This is a genomic window from Ensifer sp. NPDC090286 (assembly GCF_044769565.1).
Taxonomy (GTDB): domain Bacteria; phylum Pseudomonadota; class Alphaproteobacteria; order Rhizobiales; family Rhizobiaceae; genus Ensifer.
In genome coordinates this window covers 308,894-334,723 of sequence record NZ_JBIVYF010000004.1, presented here as the reverse complement: position 1 = coordinate 334,723, position 25,830 = coordinate 308,894, and the positions used below count along the sequence as shown (strand labels likewise).

General features: G+C 60.9%; 26 protein-coding genes. 12 read left to right on the top strand and 14 right to left on the bottom strand.

Translation table 11 applies throughout. From position 1 onward, the window contains the following. Window positions 1-155: 155 nt before the first annotated feature. The 6 genes from ACIQUG_RS22250 to ACIQUG_RS22225 all read right to left on the bottom strand — a co-directional run bounded on the left by ACIQUG_RS22250 (window position 156) and on the right by ACIQUG_RS22225 (window position 7,108). Entirely contained in the window at window positions 156-1,307 is a 1,152-nt protein-coding gene (locus ACIQUG_RS22250; protein WP_402324156.1) for a glycoside hydrolase family 105 protein, read from the bottom strand. 8 nt (window positions 1,308-1,315) lie between these two features. After that, window positions 1,316-2,869, bottom strand: coding sequence for a glycoside hydrolase family 28 protein (locus ACIQUG_RS22245; RefSeq protein WP_402324155.1), 1,554 nt, complete (start codon window positions 2,867-2,869; stop codon window positions 1,316-1,318). Between the two features lie 66 nt (window positions 2,870-2,935). Continuing rightward, window positions 2,936-4,201, bottom strand: a complete 1,266-nt coding sequence (locus ACIQUG_RS22240; RefSeq protein ID WP_402324153.1) for an ABC transporter substrate-binding protein — start codon at window positions 4,199-4,201, stop codon at window positions 2,936-2,938. 39 nt (window positions 4,202-4,240) lie between these two features. Beyond that, complete coding sequence (locus ACIQUG_RS22235) at window positions 4,241-5,335, bottom strand: ABC transporter ATP-binding protein (protein ID WP_402324152.1); 1,095 nt, start codon at window positions 5,333-5,335, stop codon at window positions 4,241-4,243. A gap of 2 nt (window positions 5,336-5,337) precedes the next feature. Then, window positions 5,338-6,222, bottom strand: a complete 885-nt coding sequence (locus ACIQUG_RS22230; RefSeq protein ID WP_402324151.1) for a carbohydrate ABC transporter permease — start codon at window positions 6,220-6,222, stop codon at window positions 5,338-5,340. A gap of 4 nt (window positions 6,223-6,226) precedes the next feature. After that, complete coding sequence (locus tag ACIQUG_RS22225) at window positions 6,227-7,108, bottom strand: carbohydrate ABC transporter permease (RefSeq protein ID WP_402324150.1); 882 nt, start codon at window positions 7,106-7,108, stop codon at window positions 6,227-6,229. A 213-nt stretch (window positions 7,109-7,321) separates the two neighbouring features. On the opposite strand from ACIQUG_RS22225, the gene ACIQUG_RS22220 reads away from it, so the two are divergent. Then, window positions 7,322-8,242: a helix-turn-helix domain-containing protein gene (locus tag ACIQUG_RS22220; protein WP_402324628.1), complete on the top strand. Its 921-nt coding sequence runs from the start codon at window positions 7,322-7,324 to the stop codon at window positions 8,240-8,242. 120 nt (window positions 8,243-8,362) lie between these two features. On the opposite strand, the gene ACIQUG_RS22215 is transcribed toward ACIQUG_RS22220, so the two are convergent. The 4 genes from ACIQUG_RS22215 to kduI all read right to left on the bottom strand — a co-directional run bounded on the left by ACIQUG_RS22215 (window position 8,363) and on the right by kduI (window position 12,090). Further along, complete coding sequence (locus tag ACIQUG_RS22215) at window positions 8,363-9,499, bottom strand: mandelate racemase/muconate lactonizing enzyme family protein (protein ID WP_402324148.1); 1,137 nt, start codon at window positions 9,497-9,499, stop codon at window positions 8,363-8,365. A gap of 20 nt (window positions 9,500-9,519) precedes the next feature. Further along, window positions 9,520-10,431 (bottom strand): 5-dehydro-4-deoxyglucarate dehydratase, encoded by a 912-nt coding sequence (kdgD, locus tag ACIQUG_RS22210; RefSeq protein WP_402324147.1) that lies wholly within the window; start codon window positions 10,429-10,431, stop codon window positions 9,520-9,522. 94 nt (window positions 10,432-10,525) lie between these two features. Next, complete coding sequence (gene kduD, locus ACIQUG_RS22205; RefSeq protein WP_402324146.1) at window positions 10,526-11,269, bottom strand: 2-dehydro-3-deoxy-D-gluconate 5-dehydrogenase KduD; 744 nt, start codon at window positions 11,267-11,269, stop codon at window positions 10,526-10,528. Then, window positions 11,266-12,090 carry a 5-dehydro-4-deoxy-D-glucuronate isomerase gene (gene kduI / locus ACIQUG_RS22200; RefSeq protein WP_402324145.1) on the bottom strand — a complete coding sequence of 275 codons (825 nt, stop codon included), beginning with the start codon at window positions 12,088-12,090 and terminating at the stop codon, window positions 11,266-11,268. Before kduI ends, kduD begins: the two co-directional genes overlap by 4 nt. Before the next feature lie 85 nt (window positions 12,091-12,175). On the opposite strand from kduI, the gene ACIQUG_RS22195 reads away from it, so the two are divergent. The 9 genes from ACIQUG_RS22195 (at window position 12,176) to ACIQUG_RS22155 (ending at window position 19,882) form a co-directional block, all read left to right on the top strand. After that, window positions 12,176-12,970 carry an NAD-dependent epimerase/dehydratase family protein gene (locus ACIQUG_RS22195; RefSeq protein ID WP_402324627.1) on the top strand — a complete coding sequence of 265 codons (795 nt, stop codon included), beginning with the start codon at window positions 12,176-12,178 and terminating at the stop codon, window positions 12,968-12,970. A 2-nt stretch (window positions 12,971-12,972) separates the two neighbouring features. Then, window positions 12,973-14,490: an aldehyde dehydrogenase (NADP(+)) gene (locus tag ACIQUG_RS22190; protein WP_402324144.1), complete on the top strand. Its 1,518-nt coding sequence runs from the start codon at window positions 12,973-12,975 to the stop codon at window positions 14,488-14,490. A gap of 346 nt (window positions 14,491-14,836) precedes the next feature. Further along, a complete protein-coding gene (locus ACIQUG_RS22185; RefSeq protein WP_402324143.1) occupies window positions 14,837-15,052 on the top strand; it encodes an FCD domain-containing protein in 216 nt (71 codons plus the stop codon). 80 nt (window positions 15,053-15,132) lie between these two features. Beyond that, window positions 15,133-15,873, top strand: a complete 741-nt coding sequence (locus ACIQUG_RS22180) for a FadR/GntR family transcriptional regulator (RefSeq protein WP_402324141.1) — start codon at window positions 15,133-15,135, stop codon at window positions 15,871-15,873. A 36-nt stretch (window positions 15,874-15,909) separates the two neighbouring features. Continuing rightward, window positions 15,910-16,275 (top strand): cupin domain-containing protein, encoded by a 366-nt coding sequence (locus ACIQUG_RS22175; RefSeq protein ID WP_402324140.1) that lies wholly within the window; start codon window positions 15,910-15,912, stop codon window positions 16,273-16,275. Between the two features lie 95 nt (window positions 16,276-16,370). After that, window positions 16,371-17,393 (top strand): ABC transporter permease, encoded by a 1,023-nt coding sequence (locus ACIQUG_RS22170; protein ID WP_402324138.1) that lies wholly within the window; start codon window positions 16,371-16,373, stop codon window positions 17,391-17,393. After that, window positions 17,393-18,280: an ABC transporter permease gene (locus tag ACIQUG_RS22165; RefSeq protein ID WP_402324136.1), complete on the top strand. Its 888-nt coding sequence runs from the start codon at window positions 17,393-17,395 to the stop codon at window positions 18,278-18,280. The genes ACIQUG_RS22170 and ACIQUG_RS22165 overlap by 1 nt, the downstream gene beginning before the upstream one ends. A gap of 4 nt (window positions 18,281-18,284) precedes the next feature. Next, a complete protein-coding gene (locus ACIQUG_RS22160; protein WP_402324134.1) occupies window positions 18,285-19,121 on the top strand; it encodes an ABC transporter ATP-binding protein in 837 nt (278 codons plus the stop codon). Continuing rightward, window positions 19,121-19,882: an ABC transporter ATP-binding protein gene (locus tag ACIQUG_RS22155; protein ID WP_402324133.1), complete on the top strand. Its 762-nt coding sequence runs from the start codon at window positions 19,121-19,123 to the stop codon at window positions 19,880-19,882. The genes ACIQUG_RS22160 and ACIQUG_RS22155 overlap by 1 nt, the downstream gene beginning before the upstream one ends. A gap of 476 nt (window positions 19,883-20,358) precedes the next feature. On the opposite strand, the gene ACIQUG_RS22150 is transcribed toward ACIQUG_RS22155, so the two are convergent. The 3 genes from ACIQUG_RS22150 to ACIQUG_RS22140 form a co-directional block, all read right to left on the bottom strand. Then, window positions 20,359-21,957 (bottom strand): ABC transporter substrate-binding protein, encoded by a 1,599-nt coding sequence (locus ACIQUG_RS22150; protein ID WP_402324132.1) that lies wholly within the window; start codon window positions 21,955-21,957, stop codon window positions 20,359-20,361. 90 nt (window positions 21,958-22,047) lie between these two features. After that, the gene (locus ACIQUG_RS22145) at window positions 22,048-22,677 is read right to left on the bottom strand and encodes an SGNH/GDSL hydrolase family protein (RefSeq protein WP_402324130.1); all 630 of its coding nucleotides are present in this window, start codon (window positions 22,675-22,677) and stop codon (window positions 22,048-22,050) included. A gap of 17 nt (window positions 22,678-22,694) precedes the next feature. Then, on the bottom strand, window positions 22,695-23,843 hold the full coding sequence (locus ACIQUG_RS22140; protein WP_402324129.1) for a mandelate racemase family protein: 1,149 nt from the start codon (window positions 23,841-23,843) through the stop codon (window positions 22,695-22,697). Between the two features lie 377 nt (window positions 23,844-24,220). Here ACIQUG_RS22140 and ACIQUG_RS22135 point away from each other — a divergent pair, with 377 nt between their 5' ends. Further along, the gene (locus ACIQUG_RS22135) at window positions 24,221-24,394 is read left to right on the top strand and encodes a helix-turn-helix domain-containing protein (RefSeq protein WP_402324128.1); all 174 of its coding nucleotides are present in this window, start codon (window positions 24,221-24,223) and stop codon (window positions 24,392-24,394) included. A gap of 192 nt (window positions 24,395-24,586) precedes the next feature. Here the strand turns inward: ACIQUG_RS22135 and ACIQUG_RS22130 are convergent, their stop codons facing one another. Continuing rightward, complete coding sequence (locus ACIQUG_RS22130) at window positions 24,587-25,174, bottom strand: CoA transferase (RefSeq protein ID WP_402324127.1); 588 nt, start codon at window positions 25,172-25,174, stop codon at window positions 24,587-24,589. Between ACIQUG_RS22130 and ACIQUG_RS22125 the strand changes: the two genes are divergently transcribed. Further along, the gene (locus tag ACIQUG_RS22125) at window positions 25,128-25,778 is read left to right on the top strand and encodes a DMT family transporter (protein ID WP_402324126.1); all 651 of its coding nucleotides are present in this window, start codon (window positions 25,128-25,130) and stop codon (window positions 25,776-25,778) included. The genes ACIQUG_RS22130 and ACIQUG_RS22125 overlap by 47 nt on opposite strands. Window positions 25,779-25,830 lie beyond the last annotated feature (52 nt).

Below are 25,830 nucleotides of genomic sequence, written 5' to 3'. Positions count from 1 at the left end.
CGATGGCCACACACCATTGTGAGCCGGGCGCTACAATGTCCGGTGGGTAAAAACATGGCTGCCGCCCCGATTGACGGCTTTCAGCCTGCCCTACGCGACTTGGCCCAGCACGTGCCGTCTCCCTGCTTGGTGTACGATGCCGGCTTCCCCGACAATTACCCGGAGAGATCTGCGCGGCTGCGCTGGCCGGTGACGCTCGTGCCAGGTGAGAGCGACTGATCGATGACACTTTCGGCGAAGGCCATCATCAGCGGACCGACACCCTTGGGATCATCGGACACCACCCGTTCTGCGAGGTAGTAGCGGGGCGTACCGTCCCTGTACGTGCCTTCGAAGCCCCCGAGACCTGCAACGCAGACGATCGTCGTCATCCTGGTTATGCCCTCGGTGTCGGCAACGAGCCGCATGGAGAGCAAAGCACCGAGTGCGCGGCGCCCGGCCGCGATGGTCTCTGGCACCCGATCGGGTTCGACGAGGCCAAGACGTGCAGCGCGGATCAACGCATAGGCAAACATGGCGGAGGCAGAGCTTTCCTCGTAGTTGCCTTCAAGGTTCGGTGCGTCGAGCACCTGCATCCAGAGACCAGACGATGTCTGCCGCGCCATGAGCTCCCCCAAAAGCTGGCGCGCCCGCAACCGATGAGGACGGGAGATTTCGTCGTCAGGGAGAAGCGCCAGCGCATCCACGAGTGCCATGGCCAGCCAGCCAACAGCGCGTGCCCAGACGGCAGGCGATTTGCCTGTCTCCGGATCGGCCCACCGCTGTTTTCGGCTGTCGTCGTAGCCATGAACATAAAGGCCGGCCGGGGTCGCCGTTAGCGAAAGCGCCGTCGACAATTGCCGGAGAGCGTCAGTAATCAACCACGGCTTGTCTGTGGCGAGCGCATATTCGATTTGAAACGGCAAGCCCATGTAGAGCCCGTCAAGCCAGACCTGATGGGGATAACGCTGCTTGTGCCAGTAGTTGCCTTGGGGAATCCGCGGATGGCTTTCGAGTTGGCCGGCCAGTTGTTCTGCCGCCGCGAGGTACCGGCTGTCGCCCGTATCCCTGGCCAAGGCGAAGAGCGGTCGGCCCGCCAGGATGTGGTCGATGTTGTATTCCGCGGGATCGTAGCCGAGGAGCGTACCATCCGCCCCAATTTGCCGATCGGCCAGCCGGTGCAGATGGTCCATCCAACGCTTCTCGCCCGTTGCCTGAAAAAGAAGCTGCAGACCTCGGTAGAGGCAGCCATCCTCGTAGCACCAGCTTCCACCCTTATAGGGCCGGTAGCGCTGCGCAAACTCGTCAAAATAGTCGGTCGGGTTCATGGGAGGTCTCACTCGAAGGACGTTGATATTGCGGCCGCGCTCAGGAGCGCCAGGTCGTCGCAATCGACCTCCGCCTGTTCCGAGACGATGGTTTCGTGGCGCATCGGGCGGACATGGTCAGCCATGATGGGAGGGGCGGCCGCCGCCTTCGGATCGAAGGACGCAATTTTGAGGCGGCGAATTTTGATGTTGCGGATTGGGGCCTCCGGCAAGCCGAGGAAGGCGCCGGCAGCATGGGCTAGATCCCGGATCTCGACGTCCTCGATCGTGACGCCATCGATGATGGGCGTACCCGCATCCACCGGAGCCGGCCGACGCGATTGCACCCAGGTGTCGTGGCCATCCGGATCGCAATGGTAGTGGGCGTTGGCGGAGAGCGCAGTCTCGACGCCATCCATAAGAACGTGGCGCATCGTGATTCCGGTAATCGCGCCACCGCGCCCACGCCGCGTCTTGATACGCAGCCCGCGATCGGTACCGACCATCACGCAATTCTCGACGGCGACATCATGCACGCCGCCGGACATTTCCGAGCCGATAACGAGACCGCCGTGACCGCGCTCCATCAGGCAATGGCTCACGCGCACGCCCCGCGTTTCGCTGAGATGCTCGCCCTCGCCGTTCTGCCCGCGCTTGCCGGCTTTAACGGCAATGCAATCATCCCCGACGGAGAAGCGCACGCCGGCGATCGTCACATCCTGGCAGCTTTCGGGATTGAAGCCATCGGTGTTCGGGCTGTCGGCCGGAGCGGAGATGAAAAGCCCTGCCGCCGTCAATCGTCTGCAGCCCTGCGGATGGATCGTCCAGGACGGTGCATTGCGGATGGTGAAACCAAGAAGCGTCACATCGGAGCAGGAGGCGAGATGAAGGCCGCGCGGGCGGCGTGCACCGCCGCGCGTTTCTTTCGGCCAGGTCCACCAGTCCCCCCTGTCGCCGGATCCGTCGAGCGTGCCTTGCCCCTCGATTGTCAGCGCTGTCACGCCAACGGCATGAAGCGGAGCTGCGAAACAGTCAGCCGGAAGGCCTTCCCAGCTCCCCAACATCTCGCCGGACGTGTCACGGGCGACCAGGACGGGCCATCCGGCCCGACCCGAAGGCGCCCGCAAGACCGACCCTTGGGAAAGATGGAAGGTCATGCCGCTCTTGAGTGCGAGGGGAAATGCCGTCCAGACCCCGGCCGGCAGCCTGAGCGTACCGCCCTCGGGAACCGCAGCAACAGCCTCTCGAAGGGCAGCGGCGTTGCGGCGTGCGCCCTCGATATCGTCAGGATGGATATCGCGAACGAGACCGAACTCGCCTGCATCGACGAGCCCCGCGCAGGACGGGGTGTCAAATTCGACAGCTTCAAACCCTTCCGCTTCGAAGCGATAACGTGCGCGAGGTTGAAGCTCGTGCAAAAGCGGCACAGCAAGAGAGGTCTCTCCCTGCCGCACCTGTTCGTCCGCGTCGGACGAGGAAAGGCGCCACTTCGCTGCCGCCGGCAGGAGATAGAGCGCTCCGCGTGCCGGCAGGCAAAGCGCCGCCGTTCGCGCCGACAGCGCGATGATGGATGGTCGGGTCATGATCTCTTCTCGTGTAGGCTCCCCGCAGGGCGCAGTGACGCCCGCCGCGACGGGCAGTCTTAGCAATCAGTCAAACTTGGCGAGAACGTCATTCACCGTATCGATGATCTGTTCTGCCGCCTCCTTAGCATCGAGCTGCCCATAGGCGTATTCCTCGAGCGTATCGATGAAGGCGGCGCGGATCTCCGGGTGTTCATTGAACGGCGAAACCGTCGGACCGCCTGCGGCGAGCACGATGGCGTTGGCGGCACGGACCTCGGGCTCGCCCTTTTCGCCAAGGCGGGCTGCAGCGGCCTTCGACGCCGGCAGACCGCGAGAGGTGCCGAGCGCATCGATGCCTTCCGGTTCGTTCAAAAGGCAGTTGACGATTTGAGCCGCCGCCGCCGGGTCCTTCGAATTCTTCGAGATCGAGAACACCATGGACGGTTTGCGGTAGACGCCTTCCGTTACCGCGTCAGCGAGCTTAAGCATCGGCACCGGCGCCAGCACCTGACCGTCCTTCAACGGATCGGCATACTTGGAATAGGTTGAGTCCCATTCATAGGAACCGGCGACCTTACCCTCGGCCCAGGCGGGCTTCTCGAACAGATTGACGTTGCCATCGGCTGCCTCTTCCTTCTGGGAACGGATGGCGCCGGTCTCGACCAGCTTGCCGAGGAAGGAAATGCCTTCGGCCAGTTCCTCCGGTGTCCAGGCGACACGATTGGTCTCGGGATCGACGAGGTCCTTGCCGGTCTTTTGGACGACGGCCAGCGTCGTTAGAAGTTGTGCGGTCTCCTTGACGGCGTTGAAGGTGTAGTAGTCCTTGCCGAGCTTTTCCTTGATCGTGGCCGTTGCGGCAAAGAACTCGTCCCAGGTTTTCGGGATGGGCACCCCGGCCTTCTCGAAGGTCGTGGCGTTGAAGAAGAAGACGCGGCCGGTGGTCGAGACGGAAAGCCCCTGCAGGACCCCGTTCATGGAGCCTGCCGCGAGATCGGCGTCGCTCCAGTTGGAAAGGTCGATCGCCTTCAGCGTCCGCAAGTCGGCAAAACCGTCGCCATTTTTTGAAAACAGCGGTAGCCACGGCCAGTTGACCTGCACGATATCCGCTTCGGTCTTGCCGGCCATCTGGGTCGTCAGCTTTTCGAGGTAGCCGTCAAAACCGGTGAACTCGCCCTTGACTGTATGGCCATATTTTTCACCGCACGCTGCGATCGCCTTCTGGGTGGCAACGTGGCGGCTCTCGCCACCCCACCACGCCATACGCAATTCAGCCGCGTGCGCTGCCGTGGCGAGCGCAAGAGCGCCATATGCGACGCCGGCAAGCGCGGCGATCTTTGCTGTCATTCTCATTGCCTTCTCCTCCTTGGAATTGAACGACGCGGCGCCTCCTCAAAGCGACACGTTGCGGCCATCGGTCTTGTCGAAAACATGCAGTTGGGCAGGGTCCGGGCGCAGGCGGATCACATCCGAGCGTCCCAGAGCCTCGAATTCGGCAGCCCCCACCACGCTCACGAACTTTCGCCCCTCAAGATCGGCGTGCAGGTAGACTTCATGCCCCATGAACTCGGCATTGGTCAGCTTCGCCGAAAATGCCGCGCCGTCGGCGGCAAGCGAGAGATGTTGCGGGCGTATGCCGAACACAGCCTCAGCGGGCCTCGACGAAAGCCGCGTCTCGAGGTTGGAGCCAAGTGGCAGACGCTGGCTGCCGATCGAGACGTCCCCACCGTCGAGCCTTGCATCGATGAGGTTCATCTCCGGGCTACCAATGAAGCCGGCAACGAAAAGGTTCGCCGGGCGATTGTAGAGTTCCTTCGGCGTCGCCACCTGCATGATGCGACCCGACTGCATGACGCAGATACGATCGCCCATCGTCATCGCCTCGGTCTGGTCGTGTGTCACGTAAATTACGGTCGAGGATAAGCCTTCGGCCTTGAGCTGGCGGTGCAGGTCGGTGATGCGGACACGCATCGAAGCGCGCAGCTTGGCGTCGAGATTGGAAAGCGGCTCGTCGAACAGGAAGACCCCGGGCTTCTTGATCAAGGCACGCCCAAGCGCCACGCGCTGAGCCTGGCCGCCGGAAAGCTGCTTCGGCAATCGATCGAGCAACGGCTCGATTTCAAGGATTTTGGCCACGTGATCGATGGCTGCGTCGATTTCCGCCCTTGGCTTGCCGGCAATCTTCAGACCAAAAGCCAGATTACCGCGCACCTTCATGTGCGGGTAGAGCGCGTAGTTCTGGAACACCATAGCGATGGAGCGTTTGCCGGGCGGCAAGTCGTTGACCCGCTGGTCGCCGATCACGACCTCGCCTCCCGATATCTCCTCGAGCCCGGCGACCATGCGCAGCGTGGTGGATTTGGCGCAGCCGGAGGGGCCGACGAAGACCATGAACTCACCATCCTCGATATCGAGGTTGATGCCGTGCACGGCCTTGAAGGCGTTGCCATAGACCTTCTCGAGATTCTTCAGTTGGACCTTAGCCATGTTCAGCCTTTGACTCCCCCGGAGGAGATCCCTTCAATGAAGTACCGTTGCGCAGCGAAGAAGACGACCAAGGCGGGTGTGATCGTCAGCACCGACATTGCGAGAATGCGGTTCCATTCGAAGGCTTCGGTGGTGTCGATGGAAAGTTTGAGCGCGAGGCTCACGGGATATTTGTCGACCGACGACAGGTAGATCAGCGGCCCGAGGAAATCGTTCATGGTCCACATAAACTGAAACAGACAGACTGAAATCAGCGCCGGCGCGAGCATGGGGACGACGATGTAGATCAAAGTCTGGAGACTGTTGGCACCGTCGACACGAGCCGCCTCTTCCATATCCGTCGGAAGCGAGCGCAGGAACTGCACCAGCATGAAGACGAAGAAGGCATCGCCTGCGAAGGCCGAGGGCACCCAGAGCGGTAGAAACGTGTCAAGCCAGCCGAGATCGCGGAAAAGAATATACTGCGGAATGCGTGTTACGACATTTGGCAGAAGCAGGATGGCGATGACCGAACCGAAGAGGATCTTCTTCAGCGGAAAGTCGAACCGTGCGAAAGCATAGGCCGCCATCGTGCAGGAGATCGCCGTGCCAATCACTTTCGGCAGGATAATCAGGAAGGAATTCCAGAAGAACCGACCGAAGGTATAGGGCGTCGACGTCTGCCAGCCCTTTACATAGCCGTCAGCGGTCGGACTTGTCGGCATGAAGCCGGCGCCCGAAAAGATCTCCGAATTCGTCTTGAAACTCGCGCCAACCAGCCAGATCAGCGGGTAGAGCATGACGAAGCCAACGGAAAACAGCAGCACATAGCGAACCGTCGTGGAGAACAGGCGGAGCCTTGCCCTGCGGGCGGCCAGGCGATCGTTGAGAACTTGAAGATCGGTCATCTCGTCAGCTCCTCTTGTCGCCGGCGTAATAGACCCACTTCTTCGAAGACCAGAAGGCAACAAGGGTCAGCAAGGTAATGATGGTGAAGAGCACCCAGGCGATGGACGAGGCGTAGCCCATGTTGAACTTCTTGAAGGCCTCGTCATAGATATAAAGCGGAAGCAGATAGGTCGCCTTCAGCGGCCCCCCCTGGGTGATGATGTAAGGACCGTTAAACTCCTGAAACGCCTGAACCATCTGCATGATCAGGTTGAAGAAAATGACGGGCGTCAGCAGAGGCAAGGTAATCCAGAAGAAGGTGCGCACCTTGCCTGCGCCATCGATCGCGGCCGCTTCATAGAGCGACTTGTCGATCGACTGCAGGGCGGCAAGGAAGATCACCATGGCCGAGCCGAACTGCCAGCAGCGCAGTAGCGTGATCGTGAAGAGCGCGTTCACGGGATCGCCGAACCAATCGACGGGCGCAAGACCAAGGGTCGCGAGCGCCATGTTCGCAAGACCGTCCGAGGCGAAGACATAGCGCCACAGAACGGCGATCGCGATCGAGCCTCCAAGGATCGAAGGCACGTAGAATGCCGTTCGAAAAAGACCGATAAACGTCAACCTATGATTTAGAATGGCCGCGATGAAGAGCGCAAAGGCGAGCTTCAGAGGCACGGTGATGAAGACGTAAAGAAGCGTCACGTTGAGCGACTTGATGAAGGTGCGGTCGCGGGTAAACAGCCGCTCATAGTTGGCGACACCTGTCCAGCGCGGTTCGCTCATCAGGTCATAGCTCGTGAAGCTCAGATAGAATGAGCCGATGAACGGAATAGCCGTGAAGATCAACAGGCCGATAATGTAGGGCGCCAGATAGCCAAGCCCCAAAAGACGCTGCCCTTTCATGCCGGCCCTCCCGGACGGCGCTGAAGAGCGGCCATTTTAGATACGGTTTCGTACAAATTACGCTCCCGGAACGGTGCAGACAGGCGCAGGCTGTAGCCCCCTCCCCGTCCGCTGACCGATCTCCTCCCAGTTCGATGCGGTGCGTGCATGCATTTCTGCGATGACACTCACGCATTTTTGTCACAGAATGAATTCACAAAGGCGAGGAAAAAGATGGACGAAATTGAAGGTGGAATTCTCTCTGCTATTCCGCCGGCGGCGCTGACGCTTAATCTGACCCGAGCGGCTATCCGCATGGAGCATTCGCAGACTTGGCGCATCGACAAGTCGAACCCGGTCGACGACCTCGTCATCTGCCTTGAAGGGCGCGGTCACTATCTGGTCGATGGAGAGCCACACGTGATGGAGCCGGGCGATGCCATGCTGATTTCCCGCGGGCAGCGCTTCATCGGATGGAGCGAGGGACCGGAGACATATCGCGGCCTCGCCCAGCATTTCACACTTGATATTTACGGCCGTCACAACCTGATCGAGCAGATGGATTTGGTGCCGAAGCTGAGGCTGGCGCGGTGGGGGTTGCTTGAGCCGCTGGCGCGCCACTATCGTCAAAGCGCGCCGCCCTCTTCCGTGACGCTTGGTCAGCACCACCTGTTCATGGTTCTGCTGATCGCCTTCATCGAAGATGCGTTCATCGGCTGGCGAGACCATGCCACCTACCAGCCCGAGGGAGCAGATGCGATCGATCTCGCCGTCATGAAGGCGGCAACGATGATTTCCGCCAATCCGCTCGACCCGGATATTGCGACAAAGGCGGTCGAAGCATCTCCCTACAATCGCGATTACTTCCTGCGGGAGTTCCAGAAACGCGTAGCGCGTACACCGCGCAAATACCAGGAACTGAAACGCATGGAGCGGGCAATGCACTTTCTCGAAGCAGGGCTTTCGGTTTCCTCTGCAGCCGCGGAAGTCGGCTACCCCGACCCCTACTACTTCTCACGGATGTTCAAGCGAACTCTGGGCCTCAGTCCACGCGATCACATGAGAAGGGTTCGACAAAGCCGAGACGGTGGCCTCATGCACCTCGACGAACACGAACAGGCCCTTATGCTTGCCGACGGACTTGCGGGCGACTAGGTGGGAGTGTGTTTGGCGCTAAGCCGGACCGACACGCACCCATGTGTATCGCCACGAGCCGGAGAACATGCCCGGCAAGTTCGGACAGGGCCCCATGCGGCACGCACGTCCACCTGGCTCTCACGTTCCGGGCATCTTGAACTGGGCGAGTGCGTCGCGGTCGATCTCGATACCAAGGCCGGGTGCGTCGGGAATGGCAACGTCACCGCCCACCGCCTCGATCGGCGTCTTCAGCACCGCCTGGCGGAACGGGTTTTCCGTCCGGTCGAACTCCAGGATCGGCTCGATGGGATTGACCCGCACCGGATCCGGCGTCATCGCCGCCATGAACTGCAACGCGGCAGCGATGTGCACGCCCGTGCCCCAGACATGCGGCACGATGCGCACGCCGTGCAGCGTCGCAAGGCTTGCGATCTTCGCCATTTCGGAAAAACCACCGCAGCCGCAAAGGTCCGGCTGCAGGATATCGACGGCCCGGCTTTCGATCGCCGGCCACATGCCGTAGCGGCTGTGCCAGGTCTCGCCGCCGGCCACCGGGATCGGCTGGCCGGCACGCACTTCGCGATAGGCCGAGAGCTGTTCCGGCACCACCGGTTCCTCGAACCAGTCGATGTCGTAGTCGGCCGCCGCCTTGCCGAGCCGGATCGCCTCGGTGACGGTGTAGCCATGGTTGGCGTCGATCATCAGCCGCATCTGGTCGCCGATCGCCTCGCGCACCGCCCGGATGACCCGCAGGTCTTCGTCGATGCCGAAGCCGATCTTGATCTTGCAGGCGTGGAACCCTTGCGCCCGGCGCTCCGCCATCTCCAGCGCATTGTCGGAGACCCGGTCGACGCCGTCGCGCTTGAAGCTGCCGGTCGCATAGGCGCGCACGCTCTCGCGCCAGCGCCCGCCAAGCAGCATCGAGACGGAGGCACGATAGTGTTTGCCCTTGATGTCCCAGAGCGCGATGTCGATGCCGGAAAGGGCGGTGATCGCAAGCCCGCGCTGGCCTTGATCGCGCAGCGCATTGTAGAGGATCGCCCAGAGCTTTTCCGTCTGGCGCGGATCCTGGCCGATCAGCCAGGGGGTGTAGGCGGCAACCACCGCCGCATTCGGGCGCGCCGGCCCGAGGCATTCGCCCCAGCCGATCGTGCCGTCGTCGCATTCGATCTCGACCAGCACATGGGCGCGACGGTCAAAACGCATGGAGGCGCTTTCGAACGGCACGGCCAGCCGATGTTCGAGAAGATGGGTACGGACGGCGACGATCTTCATGGGCTATCCTCGCAATACGCTCATTTCCGACGCTTGTTCGCACCGATGAGCGCGTCGAGCATGGCGACCTCCTCCTCGGTCAGGTCTTTCAGCGGCGCACGCACCGGACCGGCATCGAAACCCTGCAGCCGTACGCCGGCCTTGATCGCCGACACGGCATAGCCCTTGGCGCGGTTGCGGATGGCCATGAACGGATAAAAGAACTCGTTGAGGATGCGCTCGCAGGTGGCGCGCTCGCCGGCGCGAAGGGCTGAATAGAATTCGTTGGCAAGGCCCGGCACGAAATTGAAGACGGCCGAGGAATAGGTGGTGAAGCCGGCACCGAGATAGGCCTCGGCAAACAGTTCCGCCGTCGGCATGCCGCCGAGATACATCAGCCGGTCGCCCATCTTGGCGGTGACCTGGCGCACCAGCCCGATATCGCCGGTGCCATCCTTGAAGCCGATCAGGTTCGGGCATTCGTCGCAGAGCCGCGCCAGCGTGTCGGCCTGCAACACCGCATTGTCGCGGTTATAGACCATGACGCCGATGCCGACCGACTGGCAGATCGTCTTCACATGGGCATAAAGCCCTTCCTGCGGCGCATCGATCAGGTAGTGCGGCAGAAGCAGGATGCCGTCGGCGCCGACGCGCTCGACCGAGCGGGCGATGTCGACCGCCATCTCGGTGCCATAGCCGCAGCCCGACACGATCGCCGTGTCGCCGGCAACATCCTTGGCCGCCCGGACGATGCCGGGGATTTCCTCCGGCTTCAGCGAGAAGAACTCGCCGGTGCCGCCGGCGGCAAACAGCACCGGCGCCTTGTAGCCGGCCAGCCACTCGACATGCGCCCGGTAGCTGTCGGACGCAAAACGACCCTCCGCATCGAAATGCGTCACCGGGAACGAAAGCAGGCCCGATCCAAGTGCGGCCTTGATTTGCTCAGGGGTCATAACGTTGGTTTCCTCTTTGGTTGATGACTCCCAATAGCCGGCTCATCACACTAATGTCAATAGTCATCATACAAGTAGTCATACAAGTTGGCAGCTAACGCGCCAGCCAGCCGCCATCAACATTCAAGACCGCACCATGGACGTAGTTTGCAGCCGCCGACGACAGGAACACCGTCGCGCCGGCAATGTCTTCGGCGCGGCCCCAGCGGCCTGCCGGAATCCGTTCGAGTATTGCCTTGTTGCGATCGGGGTCTGCCCTCAAGGCCTCGGTGTTGTTCGTCTCGATGTAGCCGGGCGCAACCGCATTGACGTTGATGCCTTTTGACGCCCATTCGTTGGCGAGAAGCTTCGTGACACCCACAACGCCATGCTTGGCGGCGGTGTAGGACGGCACGCGAATTCCGCCCTGGAAGGAAAGCAGCGAAGCGATGTTGACCACCTTGCCGGGCATGCCCTTCGCAAGCAGCTCCCTGGCAAAAGCCTGCGTCGTGAAGAACAGTGCCTTGAGGTTCACATCCATAACTGCATCCCAATCCGCTTCGGTAAAGTCGACCGCGTCCGCGCGACGGATGATGCCTGCGTTGTTGACGAGAATGTCGAATCCCGCGCCGGCAAAGATTCCGGCTGCTGCCATCGGATTGGCGAAATCAAGCGCAAGGGCGGTCGCCCTTCCCCCGGCTTTGTCGATGAGTGCGAGGGTCTCGTCGGGCGCTCTGCGTGCAGCGCAGACGACCTCAGCTCCCGCCTGAGCCAGGCCAACAGCAATCGCTTGACCAAGACCGGTGTTCGCCCCCGTGACGAGAGCCTTATGTCCTTCAAGAGAAAAGAGATTTTTCATCGCAGGTCCGCCGGTTGAATGAAATCCATGTCCGTGTAGTCGATGTTATCGCCGGCCATCGCCCAGATGAAGGTGTAAGAGCCGATGCCCGCACCCGAGTGGATCGACCATGGCGGCGAGATCGCACCTTCCTCGTTGGCGACAAAGAGATGCCTCGTCTGCTGCGGCTCACCCATCAGATGGAGCACGCGAGATTTTTCGTCCATGCCAAAATAGAGATAGGCCTCCATGCGGCGGTCATGCACGTGGGAGGGGATCGTGTTCCAAACGGAGCCGTCTTCGAGCGTTGTGTAGCCGAGCACGAGCTGGCAGCTTTCCATCACGAGCGGGTGAATGAACTGATTGATGGTCCGCTTGTTGGAGGTTTCCGCCGCGCCAAGCTTGACCTCCTTGCTTTCACCGAGTGTCACAAGCCGCGCCGGCAGGGTGCGGTGCGCCGGGCAGGAGACGATGTAGAAACGCCCGCGCCCGGCAAACGTCACCGCACCGGAACCGGCTCCGAGATAGAGCACGTCGCCGCGGCTGAGGGCGTATGTCTCATCGCCGGCCGTCACCGTACCGGCCTCACCGATGTTCACGATGCCCATTTCGCGCCGGTCAAGGAAGGACGGCGTCTTCGTTTCCTCGACCCGGTCGAGCGTCACCGTGGCGCCGCCTGGAACGGCACCACCCATAACGAAGCGATCGTAATGCGTGTAGATCAGCCGGATCTCACCGGGACGGAACATATCCTGCGCCAGGAAATGCTTGCGCAGGCCCTCCGTGTCGAGCGCTCGCGCATAGTCCGGATTGACGGCCTGCCTGGTTTCGACGGTCAGCATTCGGTCCTCCTTTGGGGTATTGCGGACAAGAGATAATACATGTTAGTCCGTATTGTATGATAACATGTTCAAGGTCAAGACCCGAATGAAGCGCCTCCTGATCACGGGCGCGGCCGGCGCGCTTGGTCGCGCCTTGCGACCGCGACTAGCGTCGCTTGCCGAAACAATCCGGCTTGCCGACATCGCACCGGCGGAGGCCACCGGCCCCAACGAGGAATGGCTGCACTGCGATCTCGCCGAACCGGGAGCGGTCGACGAGATGGTAGCGGGCTGCGACGGTATCGTGCACCTCGGCGGGATCTCCGTCGAACGCCCGTTCAACGAGGTTGTCTCAAGCAACATCGTCGGCCTCTACAATCTCTACGAGGCCGCTCGCGCCCATGGCTTGCCCCGTATCATCTTTGCAAGTTCAAACCACACGATCGGCTACTATCCGCAGACTGCTCGACTTTGGCCCGATGCACCGTGTCGGCCCGACGGGCTCTATGGCGTCTCCAAATGCTTCGGTGAATCGCTCGCCCGCCTGTACTTCGACAAGTTCGGACAGGAGACGGCACTCGTGCGCATTGGTTCCTGTACAGCGGAACCGATGGACCACCGGATGCTGTCAACCTGGTTTTCCCATGGCGACTTCGCATCGCTGATCGAAGCCATTTTCCGCGCACCAGTGCTTGGCTGCCCAGTCATTTGGGGCGTTTCAGCAAACGACGCCTGCTGGTGGGATAATTCGCATCTGGCTTGGCTCGGCTGGATGGCGAAAGACAACGCCGAGGCCTGGCGCAAGCAAATCGAAACGAACGTGAAAAAGCCAACCCCCGATAGATCAATGGCGCGCTTTCAAGGCGGTGCCTTTACCGACAATCCCATCTTCAAGGAGTGACAATGACCTTCACCCCTCACGGCAAACACCTCGTTGCGGGCGAGTGGATCGCGACCGAGCAGACATTCAGCAGCGAACCTGCCCATGGCGCCGCGTTTAAGTTTTCCGTTGGCACGATCGATCTGGTCGACAGGGCCGCGAAAGCGGCCGAGGAAGCGTTCTGGTCCTATGGCTACTCCAGCCGGAAAGAGCGCGCCGCCTTTCTCGAAACCATTGCCGATGAGATAGAAAGCCGCGGGGCGGCCATTACCGAGATCGGCAGCGCTGAAACCGGTCTGCCGGCAGCCCGGCTAGAAGGAGAACGTGGGCGCACCACCGGCCAACTCCGGCTCTTTGCAGCCCATGTCCGAAAAGGCGACTATCTCGACAGACGCCGCGATGCGGCATTGCCGGAAAGAAAGCCCCTGCCGCGCCCCGATATCCGACTGCTTCAGCGACCAGTCGGTCCGATTGCGGTGTTCGGTGCCTCCAATTTTCCGCTGGCCTTCTCAACGATGGGCGGCGATACCGCGTCGGCCCTTGCCGCCGGGTGCCCCGTCGTCGTCAAGGGCCATTCCGCCCATCCAGGGACGAGCGAGGTGGTTGCCGAGGCCGCCCATGCCGCGATCAGGAAGCAAGGGGTTCACCCCGGCGCATTCTCCCTCATCCAGGGCGGCCGCCGGGACGTCGGCACTGGCCTCGTTACACACCCTCTGATCAAGGCCGTCGGCTTTACCGGCTCCCTTGCAGGTGGCCGCGCGCTTTTCGACCTATGTGCCCAGCGCCCGGAACCAATCCCCTTCTTCGGCGAACTGGGTTCGGTCAACCCCATGTTCATCCTGCCTGAGGCCGGCAAGGTCGGCTGCGAGGAGATAGCTAAGGGTTGGGCAAGCTCGTTGACGATGGGTGCCGGACAATTCTGCACCAATCCAGGCATTGCCGTCATCTCAGCCGGCGAGGCGCCAGCGTTTGCGGAAAGCGTGCGAGCCGCGCTTTCGCAGATCGGCGCGCAAGTGATGCTGACGGATGGGATTGCCAAGGCGTATCGCAATGGGCGCGATCGCATCGCCTCAGGCAACGGGGTTCGCGACGTCTTCACGTCCAGTAGCGATCGGCGCAACGTCACACCCAATCTCTTCCTCGTCTCGGCACGGGACTGGCTCGCCAATCACACGCTATCAGAAGAAGTGTTCGGCCCGCTCGGCCTCATCGTCACGGTCGAAAGCATTGAAGAACTGATCGCCGTCGCCAGGCGTTTCGATGGCCAACTGACCGCAACTCTCCATCTCAACGATGGAGACACCGATCTTGCGCGCAAACTTATGCCCATCCTGGAGCGCAAGGCCGGCCGTGTTCTTGTGAACGGATTTCCCACGGGCGTGGAGGTCTGCGACGCCATGGTTCATGGCGGGCCTTATCCGGCCTCTACGAATTTCGGCGCGACCTCGGTCGGAACTATGGCGATCCGCAGATTTCTGAGGCCCGTATCCTATCAGAATGTACCCGACGGGCTTTTGCCTGCTGATTTGCTATCGGATTGAGGAGCGATTGCCTCGTCCGCCAGCTTTCGACGTATCCAAAGATCCGATCCGGACGCCCAGCGGCCCAGGACCCTAGTGGCAAAGGTTACCGACGATCTGCGCTACCATTTCGCCAAGGGCCGCTACCGACCCGGCGACCGGTGCCATCAGAGGCGCAAACTAACCCAAGATTTTGAGGTCGTCGTAAGAGAAGCGACTGTTCCGACGGATTGGTCGAGGCACGGCACGGTGTCGACGTTTTCGTGCTGGAGCCTGCCCCGGCTGCGAGATATCCCTTTCACAACGTCGATCTCCCGTAACTCATCATTGATCGAGATGCTAGAAATCAGAGCGGCAGTCGAAGGCGATGCGGCCGGATTGGCGGCGCTTCGCGCCGTCCGGTCTCCGGCGACGGAAAAGAAGCCACCCTTCCCTCCGGCGCGATGCGCCAGCTTTCGATGAACACGAGGCGATACTCGACGCGCTCCAAAGCGGTGATGAGATACTGACTCGCGCGGCCATGCGCGATCACCTGCAGAACGGCCAGACACGATATCGCTCCATGCGGCGAACCTTGCACTAACACAGGTTGAGAGAGCCGCACTTGCATTCGAACAGATAACGGCTAACATGCCAGACAGGTTTAGGCATGTTGGGACAAAAATGGAAGCCGTGAATACTATGGAGCGTGGCACGTCGCTTGCGGCAAAAATTAGCGCCGCGCTGCGTCGCGATCTGGCGGAAGGCGTGTTTCGCCCCGGCGATAGGCTTCCGAGCGAAAGCGCTCTGACCCGCGAGTATTCCGTCAGCCGTACAGTCGTGCGGGAAGCGATTGCCATCCTCCGCGCCGACGGCCTGGTCGAAGCGCGCAAGGGCGCCGGCATCTTTGCCCTTGAGATACAGCCGGAAAAGGACCAACCTTTCAAGGATTTGAAGACCGAGCGCATTTCGTCGGTTATAGAACTTCTCGAACTTCGAACGGTTTTCGAGGTCGAATCGGCTGGGCTGGCGGCCGCGCGCCGTTCGCCCGCCCAGATCGAAACTATTCTGGAGGCCCATCATCGTGTTGGCGAGTGCCTGGCGACTGGCAATCCCACGCGCGATGCGGATTTCGAGCTTCACCTGGCGATTGCGGAAGCGACGCAGAACCGCCGCTTTCCGGAGTTTCTCCAACTGATCCGCACCGGAATCATTCCGCGCGGCGAATTGCAGGGCTCCGCGCCGGGCTCGCGCCCGAAGGACTACAACCTCCATCTTCAGGAGGAGCATGGCCAGATCGTTGAAGCAATTATCGAAGGCAACGCTGAAGCGGCGCGCCAGCGTATGCGCGCCCACTTGCGGGGAAGCCTCGATCGGTACAATGCGCTCTTGCGTTCCCGCACCATGACCCCCGACGCAGTTTAATAGACGCACAGAGTTGTCATACAGGAAAGGACATGTATGGTGATGTTGTCATACATCATCAATGAGGTCCGCATGTCTCTTCCCACTTTCCCCTCGATTTCGACCGATACTGGCGTCACCCGTCAGGTCCTTTCAGAATCGCCTGAGCTCATGGTCGTCTCCTTTCGCTTCGAACGCGGTGCGAAAGGCAAGCTCCACCGCCACCCACACGTACAATCGACATATGTGGCGCACGGCAAATTCCGCTTCTTTCGCAATGGCCAGGCCTACGAATTGAAGACTGGCGACAGCCTTGTAATCCCCGGAAACACGGAACATGGCTGCGAATGCCTGGAGGCAGGAGAGCTTATCGACTGCTTCACGCCCCGCAGAGATGACTTCCTCTCCGTCAGCTCTGCTTGACACTCGATATAACCTGTGACAGGTTCAATGAAAGTTGTCATACAGGATTGGAGCCTGTAACGCCTCACCGCAGGCGACTGACAAACGGAGGAACCATGTCAATTCGTCGCCTACGATTCCACGGCGTGGCCGGGCAGGTCGGGACCATTGCGGTCACGTTGCTCGGCCTTCTGCTCCTGACGTTCTTCATCGGCCGCCTCATGCCTGCCGATCCGGTCCGCGCGATCGTTGGGGAGGACGCAACCCGTGAGACTTACGAGCAGGTCTATCGTTCGCTCGGGCTTGATCGACCACTTTGGGAACAATTCGCCTACTATCTTGGAGATGTTTTCACCGGCAACTTCGGAACCTCCATCCGCACCGGCCAGCCGGTCATCCAGGATATCCTGCATGTGATGCCGGCAACGATCGAGCTTGCGACCTTCGCAATCCTCATCGGGGCTGGCCTCGGCGTTCCGCTCGGGGTGCTTGCTGCCGTCAACAAGGATCGCTGGCCCGACCATATCGTGCGCGTCTTCAGCCTGTTCGGGCACTCCATGCCGATCTTCTGGACCGGCATGATCGCGCTGATCGTCTTTTATGCCTATCTCGGCCTCGTCGGCGGCAGCGGACGCATGGACCAGTTCTATATTGGCCTTGTCGAGGAACGGACCGGATTCCTGCTGATCGATAGCCTGATCGCCGGCGAAATGGATGTGTTCTGGTCGGCCGTCAACCACATCATCCTGCCGGCGTCGCTGCTTGGCTACTCGTCGTCCGCCTATATTACGCGCATGACCCGCAGCTTCATGCTGGATCAGCTCGGTCAGGAATATGTCACGACCGCACGCGTCAAAGGCCTTTCTCGCAGCCAGACGATCTGGCAGCACGCCTTCATCAACATTCGGGTGCAACTGGTCACCATCATCGCACTTGCCTATGGCTCGCTGCTCGAAGGCGCCGTGCTGATCGAGATGGTCTTCGCGTGGCCGGGCTTTGGCCAATATCTCACCAACAACCTCATCACCGGCGACATGAACGCCGTCATGACCTGCGTCCTGATCGTCGGGATCATCTTTATCGCCCTCAATCTTCTGTCCGACGTTCTCTACCGCATCTTCGACCCGAGGACACGCTGATGACCACCCAAGCTGAAACTGCGTTCCGCTTGCCGGCTCCGCTTGCCGCACTCAAAAACATCGTGCGCTTCCTTTTGAAAAGTCCGACCTCGACCTTCGGTCTTGCGGTCCTGGTCCTGCTCGTCCTTGTCGCGACCTTCGCGCCGCTGATTGCCACCGATGATCCCTATGCCCAGAACCTCGCAAACACCCTGCAAGCGCCCGGAAATGGGCATCTTTTCGGCACCGACGAGCTTGGTCGCGACATCTTCAGCCGCCTGGTCTGGGGCTCGCGTATCACGCTCACGATCATCTTCCTCGTCTCGATTGTCGTTGGCCCAATCGGACTCGTCATCGGCACGACTGCGGGCTATCTCGGTGGGAAGGTCGATACCGTGATGATGCGCATCACGGACATCTTCCTGTCTTTCCCGAGCCTCATTCTCTCGCTCGCTTTCGTTGCGGCGCTCGGCCCGAGCCTGAACAACGCCATCATTGCGATTGCGCTGACGTCGTGGCCGCCGATCGCACGCCTCGCGCGCGCAGAGGCAATGACCTTTCGCAAGGCGGACTACATCTCCGCAGCCAGGCTCCAGGGTGCATCGGCCACACGCATCATCGTCAAATCGATCATGCCCATGTGCCTGCCCTCGGTGCTCATTCGCCTCACACTGAACATGGCGACGGTTATCCTGACGGCTGCCGGTCTCGGTTTCCTGGGGCTCGGCGCCCAGCCGCCGCTGCCGGAATGGGGCGCGATGATCGCGACAGGTCGTAAGTACATGCTGGACAGCTGGTGGCTCGTCACTTTCCCGGGTGTCGCCATTCTTTCGGTCAGTCTCGCTTTCAACCTTCTCGGCGACGGGCTGCGCGATGCGCTCGATCCGAAGCAGATGAACCGGAGGTAGACTAATGAGCAAAGTTATTCTCCAGGTCGATAACCTCCGCATCCGCTATGGCGGCGCAGCGACCGATGCCGTGCGCGGCGTGTCCTTCACCCTTGGCCGCGAACGCCTTGGCATCGTCGGCGAATCCGGCTCCGGCAAATCGACAGTCGGACGCGCCCTGCTGCGACTTCTGCCGGGTGCCACGATCACCGCCGACACGCTGCGCTTTGCCGAGCTCGATCTGACGGCGCTTTCGGAAAAGGAACTGCTCAAAGTGCGCGGCCGGCGCATGTCCATGATCCTTCAGGATCCGAAATTCTCTTTGAACCCAATTCGACGGGTCGGTGACCAGGTGGCGGAAACCTATCTGCGACACTTCAGGTGCCCCAAGGCGGAAGCCCGCGAAAAGGCGCTCGCCATGCTGTCGGCAGTCAAGATCCGCGACCCGGAGCGCGTTTATGACCAGTATCCGCACGAGATATCCGGCGGTATGGGGCAACGCGTCATGATCGCGATGATGCTGCTTGCCGATCCGGAGCTCGTCATTGCCGACGAACCGACTTCGGCACTCGACGTCACGGTGCGACTTCAGGTGTTGAACATTCTCGATGGGCTGGTGCGGGATCGCGGCATTGGGCTCATCATGATCAGTCACGATTTGAACCTTGTACGCAATTTCTGCGATCGCGTGCTCATCATGTATGCCGGCCGTATCGTTGAAACGCTGGCCGCCCGGGATCTCGACAAGGCCCAACATCCCTACACGCGTGGCCTGCTGGCAGCTCAGCCGCGGATTGGCGGCCCACGGGCACCGCTCAGCGTGCTTGATCGCCGTCCCGAATGGTTGGAGGAGAAAGCCTGATGTCCGTCTCTGTCGAAGCTCGCGACGTCTCCATCACCTTTGGTAGCGGTCCCACCGCAGTCAAGGTGTTGCCACGCGTCACCTTCTCCGTGGCGCCAGGCGAATGTTTCGGCCTCGTCGGCGAAAGCGGATCAGGCAAGTCCACGGTGCTGCGCTGCATCTCGATGCTGACCGACATCTGGACCGGCGACGTGCTGATCGGCGGCAGGTCGGTGCGTGACATGCCGTTGATCGAGCGTTGCCGTACGCTGCAGATGGTCTTCCAGGATCCCTACGGCTCGCTGCATCCGCGCCAATCGGTTCGCACGGTGCTGAACGAGCCTCTTGTCATCCACAAGCTCGGTGATCGAGAGGAGCGCATGCGCAAGGCAATTACGGATGTCGGCTTGCCGGTTTCCTTCCTCGATCGTTTTCCCCACCAGCTCTCCGGCGGCCAGCGGCAGCGTGTTGCGATCGCGCGAGCGCTGATCCTCGAACCTTCCCTGCTACTTCTCGACGAGCCGACGTCGGCGCTCGATGTTTCGGTGCAGGCGGAAATCCTCAACCTGCTCCAGCGCCTGCGTGAGGAGCGTGGCTTCACCTACATCATGGTGACGCACGATCTGGCGGTGGTGGACCACATGTGCGACCGCTTTGCGGTCATGCTGCACGGAGAGATTACCGAAATTTTGCCCCGCGAGGCGATCCCCGGCAACCAGGCAACCCACGCCTACGCACGTGAGCTCATCGGCGCCTCGCTGGAGTACGAAGGCTCGCACTGAGCCAGCCGCATCTCCTCCCCAAGAAAACCTCCTTCTCCCCAACTCGCCCGGCTCAACGCCGGGCTTTTGTTTGCCCGACCGAACCTGGCCTGATGTGACAATTGCCCGTGATTTCAGCTTTCCAATGGCCCAGGTGTTCGCCGCGGGCCCTTGCACACGCAGCGGGGCCTTTGAACCTTGCGGCGGCGCGATTGCAATTCGCTGCCCTTCACACCCGCCACCAGCCGTGCCGGCAATCAAGGTTTTCGCATGACGAGGGTGATCGGTGGCCATTCAGGCAAGCCGGTGAAGGATAGGAATACATGGGGGGTAACAGCGAGAGGACGTGGCCTGGGGTGACCAAGGGGCCGTTGCCGATTGTATGCGACAGGCGCGTTAGCGTCTGGTTCACGGCGCTTTTCGCAGTCGCCAAAGAAAGAAGGCGCATGGATCACATGCGCCTTCTTCACTTCATTTTCTCGAGTGTCTGGAAGCGACTACCGCTCCTTGGTCACGCCCTCGAAGCGCGAGAGCCAGGGGCTGACGATCATCCCCTTCACATCGCTTCGGTACGCGGCCGTGTCGATCACTTCCGAGAAGGGCTGGATCGACATGACGATCTCGTCCATGTACTGCTGCACGCCCTCGTAGAGCTTGGCCTGCTTGGCCGGGTCGCGCTCGACCAGGGCCTCCTCGATCATCTTGTTCAGCTTCTCGTCATGGAAGCTCGTGCGCCAGCTCTGATAATTGGTGAGCTTGGCGTCGTCCGAATTGTCGGGATTGTAGGCGATAGAGCGCAAGTTGTTGTCGGGATGCGGCTGCTGGCCGCCGCCGCCACGGCCGAGGAGCAGCTCGAAGTTCCGCTCGCGCATCGCGCCGTAGATCTGATCGCCCGAACCGCTGATGAGCTCCGCCTGAATGCCGGCCTGGGCAAGCGTGTTCTGGATGGCTGTCGCCGCCTTCATGAACGGATCTTCGGACAGGACCCGCAGCGTCGTCTTAAAGCCGTCCGGATAGCCTGCCTCGGCAAGCAGTGCCTTTGCCTTGGCCACATCCAGCTTGTAGCCCTCGTCCGGCAGCGCACCGAGAACGCCCGTCGACAACGGCCGCTGATGCAGCTTGCCATAGTAAGGCATCACGGCCTTGTCGAGACCGTCATAGTCGATCAGATAACGCAGGGCTTCACGCACCTTCTTGTTGGCAAAGCGCTCGTCCTTCATCGAGACGCTGAGATAGTAAAAACCCGAGCCCGGTGTCGATGCGATCGCAATCGCCTCGTCGGCTTCGAGCGACTTCAGGTCCGGCGCCTGCAGGGAGTAGGCAACATCGATGTCGCCTTTTTCCAGAAGTAGCCGCTGCGACTGGGATTCCGGCAGATGGCGCATCAGCACCCGCTTCATCGCGGCCTTTTCACCCCAGTAGTCGTCATTGCGCGTAAGGATGATGTACTCGTTCGACTTCCACTGCGTGAGCGTGAAGGGACCGGATCCGGCGGAATTCAGGGTCAGCCAGGCGGCGCCAAGATCGCCGTCCTTCTCGTTTTCGAGAACCGTCTTGCTGTCGAAGATGGAACCAGGCCCGTTCTGGGCAAGGATCATCAGCAGCAGGTTCGGGTCGTCGGGTTTCGGCAGATTGATAACGAAGGTGTGGTCGTCTTCGGCGACAAAGGCCTTGTCGGCCTCTTCGAGCGTAAAGCCTCGCGTCTTCAAGAAAGACGACTGCGCGAGATTACGCGCAAGCAGGCGCTTCAGGCTCCAGGCAACATCCTGAGCCGTGACCGGGTTGCCCGACGCAAATTTCGCATCGCTACGCAGGTGAAAACGGATTGAATTGCGATCGTCGGAGACCTCCCAGCGCTCGGCAAGGCGTGGTTGGACACTGCGGTCCTTCGGCGAAAGAACGACCAGCGTATCGTAGATGTTGTTGAGGACCTGAACGGTCTCGCGGCCAGTGATGGCAGCGGGATCAAGCGTCAGGATATTGCTCATCGTCGTTGCGACGACGAGTTGATCTTCCGGAGTTTCGGCGAACACGCCGTGTGGCGTTGAAGCGATGAGAAGCGCGCCGAACGCGACCGTTGCTAGAAAGCGTTTCATGTTTCCTCCTATTGCGGCCGCCCGTGCGGGAGTTCGGCCTTCCGGTTACAAGTTCTGCCCCGCCTGTTCCTCCACAGGCACCGGGACAGATCAGCCAAGAATTTCGGCAACGGGTGCTGCAAGCGCCCGGCCGATCGCCGCCGTGGCAGCGGCTTCGAGATGGACCCCATCGACCTGCGAGGCGCGCGCGACGGAGCCGGCATCAAAGAAGGCGTGTCCAAGTTCAACTGCGAGCTTGCGGTAGAGCGGAGAAAGTCGCTCGGATTCAGCGACGCTGCGTCCAGCCGCTGGCACCCCGCCCGGACCGGCGCAACAGGGTGGAGGAGCAACGATCAGCATTTTCGGCCTCGCACCACTTGGCTTGTAGGGAAAAGTGTCGATGATCTGCGCCAGCCGGCGCACGCCGGAAACCGCTCCCTCCGCCCGTCCGCCATGTACGGGCTTGATGTCATTGGTACCGAGCATCACGATGACGAGATCGAGCGGCATGTGGCTTGCTAGCGCCACTTGCAGCGCTTTGGCACCATTGCGGCATGCCGGTCCACCGTGGTCGTCGTAGCAGGTCGTGCGGCCGCCAAGCCCTTCGGGAATGACCTTTGCCGTACCGTTGAGTTCACGCGAGAGCACCTCAGGCCAACGACCTTCAGGCGGATGGCGCAGACCGGTCTGCGGATCCGCTCCCCACGTCAGACTGTCTCCAAAAGCGAGAATGGTCTTCATGAAAGATGCCTTGCTTCTTACCGCACCCGGTTGTTTTCGATGAACTCGAAGTTGATGTCCTCGCCCAGCCCCGGCCGATCCGGGACATGCACATAACCCTGGCGATCCATCGGATCGGACAGCGATTTCAGGTAGTCGTGTCCGTCGTCGTATTCGAGGAACGGGTGAAGCAGCCCGCGTTCGTACCAGCGGCAATTCTTCGTCGCCGCGACGACATGCAAGTTCATCGCCGTATTGCCGTGTACCTCGCACTCCATGCCGAAGGCCTCGGCGAGATGCATCGTTTTTAGTGCGGGCGTGATGCCGCCAACGTCATTCACCCCGGTTCGCAAGATGTCGCAGGCGCCCGCCTTGATCCATTCGGCACGGTGCCAATGTTTGCCGCCGGCGCTTTCCGGACCAACGACGGGGATATCGAGATTGTCGGCCAGCCACTTGTAGGAAGACAGCGACTGCTCATCCATCGGCTCTTCGATCCAATCGAAGCCGAGCTTTTCCAGTCCCCGCCCCAACTCGAGCGCATCGGTGCGCGAGTACCAATGAAAGGCGTCGATCATCAGGCGGATGTTCGGCCCGACGGCTTCGCGCACGGCCGCACAGGCCTTGATGTCCATTTTCACGTCCGGCGCCCAGCTGACGGGCGGCATCCAGGTGTGCAACTTGATGCCTTTATAGCCACGCTTGACGAGAGCTTCGGCAAAGCGACCGTAGTCTTCAGATGTTGCGAGCCCACCTTCCAGTTCATCGCCGCACATGATGGAACCGTAGGCTAACACCTTGTCGCGATAACCGCCGACCAACTTGTATACAGGTTGCTTCAAAGTCCGCCCGGCAAGGTCCCAAAGGGCGCAGTCGACCACCGCGAGCGTGCGATCCGTCAACTGCGCGGCCGATCCCCGTTGCCAATGGGCAAGACCCTGCCAAAGCCGCTCGCGATCTCGGTGGTCCTGACCAATCAGGACCTTCTTGACGAATTTTTCGATCACATGCGACCGCACGATTTCCGGCGCCGTGAATGAATGCCCTTCATGACCGTCCTCGGTGCGAACAGTCAGCATAGCTTGCTCTACCTGGTGCGGCGGGCCCGGATGCGCGTGACCGGCGCTGTCCGAATGGCGGCGCGTGGTCGTGCGGAAAACCCGCACTTCGACGTCGGTGATGATCATTGGTCCTCCGGCATGTGAAAGGCGCGGCCTGGCCACACCAACTTGTCTAACGTTAGATTAGACAGATATCAGTCAACCTGTCAAACATGTATGACATGTTTTTATAATATGCCTGATAAGAATCTAGCCATCCAGCGATTTCGGAACGCAAGCCATGATGCGAGAGGCGCGACGACTTCGTGCTTTCAGCACGGTGAGCGACCGGCGAATGTATGCCTAACGAGGGGAACATGCTCGACAGAAATAGAAACGACCGTCCGCACGCAGGCGGGCTAGGTTTCCAGTACGTTCGCTAGAGGCGTGAAACTGCCCTCGATTGGAAGTCGATCCTACTTAAGCAGCGCGTCTCGCCAATCCGCCGGCACGTCGGTCCATCAATGGCTGCTGCAAAAGCGCATCCGAAGGCAAAAGAATACTTGATGAGCACCGACTTTCCCGTCGCTGAAATCGCCCTTGCTCTTGGATTTTCCGACCAGGCCCATTTTACCAGGGCATTCGGTCATGCCGTCGGGACAAGCCCGGCGAAGGGGCGGCGTGCGCTCCGCTACTGAAGGCCATGGACGAAGCCAACGTGGCTATTTGAAAGCGCACCCGCTCGTCGATGACTGAAAACCGCTTATAGATCGAAGCCGCCGGAACGACAGAAACACCCGCGCAACGTCATGCGCGGGGATATCCGTTGAAGCGATGATAAACCTGCCTGCCGACAGGCACGCATCGATATTGCTCTGCAAGAGCGCCGATCAAGCGTCCTCGTCAGCAAAAGCCGCGCCTGATGCCAGCCATGCGCTGATCTGATCGTCAGAATAGCCGAACTCACCGAGGATCTCGCGCGTGTGCTGGCCAACGAGCGGTGCCGGCTTGCGAATTGTCGCGGGCGTTTCGGAATGGCGCACCGCCGGGGCAACGACTTTGACAGTCCCGGCCCGCGGATGCTCGTAGCTCGTCACCAACCCCATATGACGTACCTGCGGGTCTTCTGCCGCCTGCAGATGCGACTTCACTTCGCCGCACCAGATATCGGCCGCCAGCAAGGCGTCCAGCAAGGCGGCCGTCGTCCATTTTCCGGTCTCCGCCGCAAGCCTGCGCCAGATCTCATCGCGTTGCGCAAAGAGCTTTTCCGGATCGTCGTAGACAAGCAGGTCATCATTGCCGAGTACGCCGACAAGGGTCCGGTAGGGGCTCATCGCGATCGTGACCCAGCCGTCCTTGGTCGGATAGGTTCCGAACGGCGCATCCATGCCGGGATGACCGATACCCGAACGCGGCCGCTGGAAATCCTCGTTGAAGTTCAGAGCCATCACCATTTCCTGGTTCTGGTGCGCAAGCATGCCCGCAAGAAGGTTGACCTTGACCTCCTGGCCCCGCCCGGACTTCTCACGCCAAGCCGTTACAGGCAAGCATTGGATCGGCCTCATCGCGGCCTTCGGCGGCATCGCGCTCGTGGCCGTGGGAAGCGGTTCGGGTGTCGACGACCTGTCCAGGACCACGATTTCGGGCGTCATCTGGATGCTCGTTTCAGCCGTAGCGATCGCCTTCTACTACATCTGGAGCGCCGAACTGGCGGATCGGTACGGCACACTCCCGGTGGCCGCGTGGAACGCCCTGGCGGGGCTGGTCGCGATCCTGCCGCTGGCCGGCCTGGAGATGGAAAACACATCCTATCAGGTGACCGCTCAGACGCTGTGGACGGTGGTGTATCTCGGCGTCCTGGTTTCGGTCGCCGGCCTGTTGCTGTGGCTCTACATCTTGCGCGTGGTGCCGGCCCGGGTCGCCGCCAGCGTGCAATATCTTCAGCCCGTCTTCGGAATTTCCGCCGCATCGTTTTTCTTCGGCGATCAGCTTGGCTTGATGTTCGTCGCGGGCGTCGCGTCGATCCTGGGCGGCCTTGCCCTTGCCGTGTCGAACACGCGGCCCGCCCGGGGCGAATCCTGACTATAAGCCCGCCCTCTGCCCTTCGTTCCCCTCCGCTCCCATACTCCTGGAG

What these genes read in the sequence shown, in the direction of transcription:
- ACIQUG_RS22150 (WP_402324132.1), bottom strand. Translation starts at nt 21,957, where the DNA reads ATGAAACGCTTTCTAGCAACGGTCGCGTTCGGCGCGCTTCTCATCGCT.
- ACIQUG_RS22190 (WP_402324144.1), top strand. Translation starts at nt 12,973, where the DNA reads ATGACCTTCACCCCTCACGGCAAACACCTCGTTGCGGGCGAGTGGATC.
- ACIQUG_RS22230 (WP_402324151.1), bottom strand. Translation starts at nt 6,222, where the DNA reads ATGACCGATCTTCAAGTTCTCAACGATCGCCTGGCCGCCCGCAGGGCA.
- kduI (WP_402324145.1), bottom strand. Translation starts at nt 12,090, where the DNA reads ATGCTGACCGTCGAAACCAGGCAGGCCGTCAATCCGGACTATGCGCGA.
- ACIQUG_RS22135 (WP_402324128.1), top strand. Translation starts at nt 24,221, where the DNA reads ATGGCTGCTGCAAAAGCGCATCCGAAGGCAAAAGAATACTTGATGAGC.
- ACIQUG_RS22225 (WP_402324150.1), bottom strand. Translation starts at nt 7,108, where the DNA reads ATGAAAGGGCAGCGTCTTTTGGGGCTTGGCTATCTGGCGCCCTACATT.
- ACIQUG_RS22170 (WP_402324138.1), top strand. Translation starts at nt 16,371, where the DNA reads ATGTCAATTCGTCGCCTACGATTCCACGGCGTGGCCGGGCAGGTCGGG.
- ACIQUG_RS22145 (WP_402324130.1), bottom strand. Translation starts at nt 22,677, where the DNA reads ATGAAGACCATTCTCGCTTTTGGAGACAGTCTGACGTGGGGAGCGGAT.
- kdgD (WP_402324147.1), bottom strand. Translation starts at nt 10,431, where the DNA reads ATGACCCCTGAGCAAATCAAGGCCGCACTTGGATCGGGCCTGCTTTCG.
- ACIQUG_RS22160 (WP_402324134.1), top strand. Translation starts at nt 18,285, where the DNA reads ATGAGCAAAGTTATTCTCCAGGTCGATAACCTCCGCATCCGCTATGGC.
- ACIQUG_RS22235 (WP_402324152.1), bottom strand. Translation starts at nt 5,335, where the DNA reads ATGGCTAAGGTCCAACTGAAGAATCTCGAGAAGGTCTATGGCAACGCC.
- ACIQUG_RS22165 (WP_402324136.1), top strand. Translation starts at nt 17,393, where the DNA reads ATGACCACCCAAGCTGAAACTGCGTTCCGCTTGCCGGCTCCGCTTGCC.
- ACIQUG_RS22130 (WP_402324127.1), bottom strand. Translation starts at nt 25,174, where the DNA reads ATGCTTGCGCACCAGAACCAGGAAATGGTGATGGCTCTGAACTTCAAC.
- ACIQUG_RS22240 (WP_402324153.1), bottom strand. Translation starts at nt 4,201, where the DNA reads ATGAGAATGACAGCAAAGATCGCCGCGCTTGCCGGCGTCGCATATGGC.
- ACIQUG_RS22245 (WP_402324155.1), bottom strand. Translation starts at nt 2,869, where the DNA reads ATGACCCGACCATCCATCATCGCGCTGTCGGCGCGAACGGCGGCGCTT.
- kduD (WP_402324146.1), bottom strand. Translation starts at nt 11,269, where the DNA reads ATGAAAAATCTCTTTTCTCTTGAAGGACATAAGGCTCTCGTCACGGGG.
- ACIQUG_RS22185 (WP_402324143.1), top strand. Translation starts at nt 14,837, where the DNA reads ATGCGGCCGGATTGGCGGCGCTTCGCGCCGTCCGGTCTCCGGCGACGG.
- ACIQUG_RS22220 (WP_402324628.1), top strand. Translation starts at nt 7,322, where the DNA reads ATGGACGAAATTGAAGGTGGAATTCTCTCTGCTATTCCGCCGGCGGCG.
- ACIQUG_RS22215 (WP_402324148.1), bottom strand. Translation starts at nt 9,499, where the DNA reads ATGAAGATCGTCGCCGTCCGTACCCATCTTCTCGAACATCGGCTGGCC.
- ACIQUG_RS22180 (WP_402324141.1), top strand. Translation starts at nt 15,133, where the DNA reads ATGGAAGCCGTGAATACTATGGAGCGTGGCACGTCGCTTGCGGCAAAA.
- ACIQUG_RS22140 (WP_402324129.1), bottom strand. Translation starts at nt 23,843, where the DNA reads ATGATCATCACCGACGTCGAAGTGCGGGTTTTCCGCACGACCACGCGC.
- ACIQUG_RS22175 (WP_402324140.1), top strand. Translation starts at nt 15,910, where the DNA reads ATGGTGATGTTGTCATACATCATCAATGAGGTCCGCATGTCTCTTCCC.
- ACIQUG_RS22250 (WP_402324156.1), bottom strand. Translation starts at nt 1,307, where the DNA reads ATGAACCCGACCGACTATTTTGACGAGTTTGCGCAGCGCTACCGGCCC.
- ACIQUG_RS22155 (WP_402324133.1), top strand. Translation starts at nt 19,121, where the DNA reads ATGTCCGTCTCTGTCGAAGCTCGCGACGTCTCCATCACCTTTGGTAGC.
- ACIQUG_RS22195 (WP_402324627.1), top strand. Translation starts at nt 12,176, where the DNA reads ATGAAGCGCCTCCTGATCACGGGCGCGGCCGGCGCGCTTGGTCGCGCC.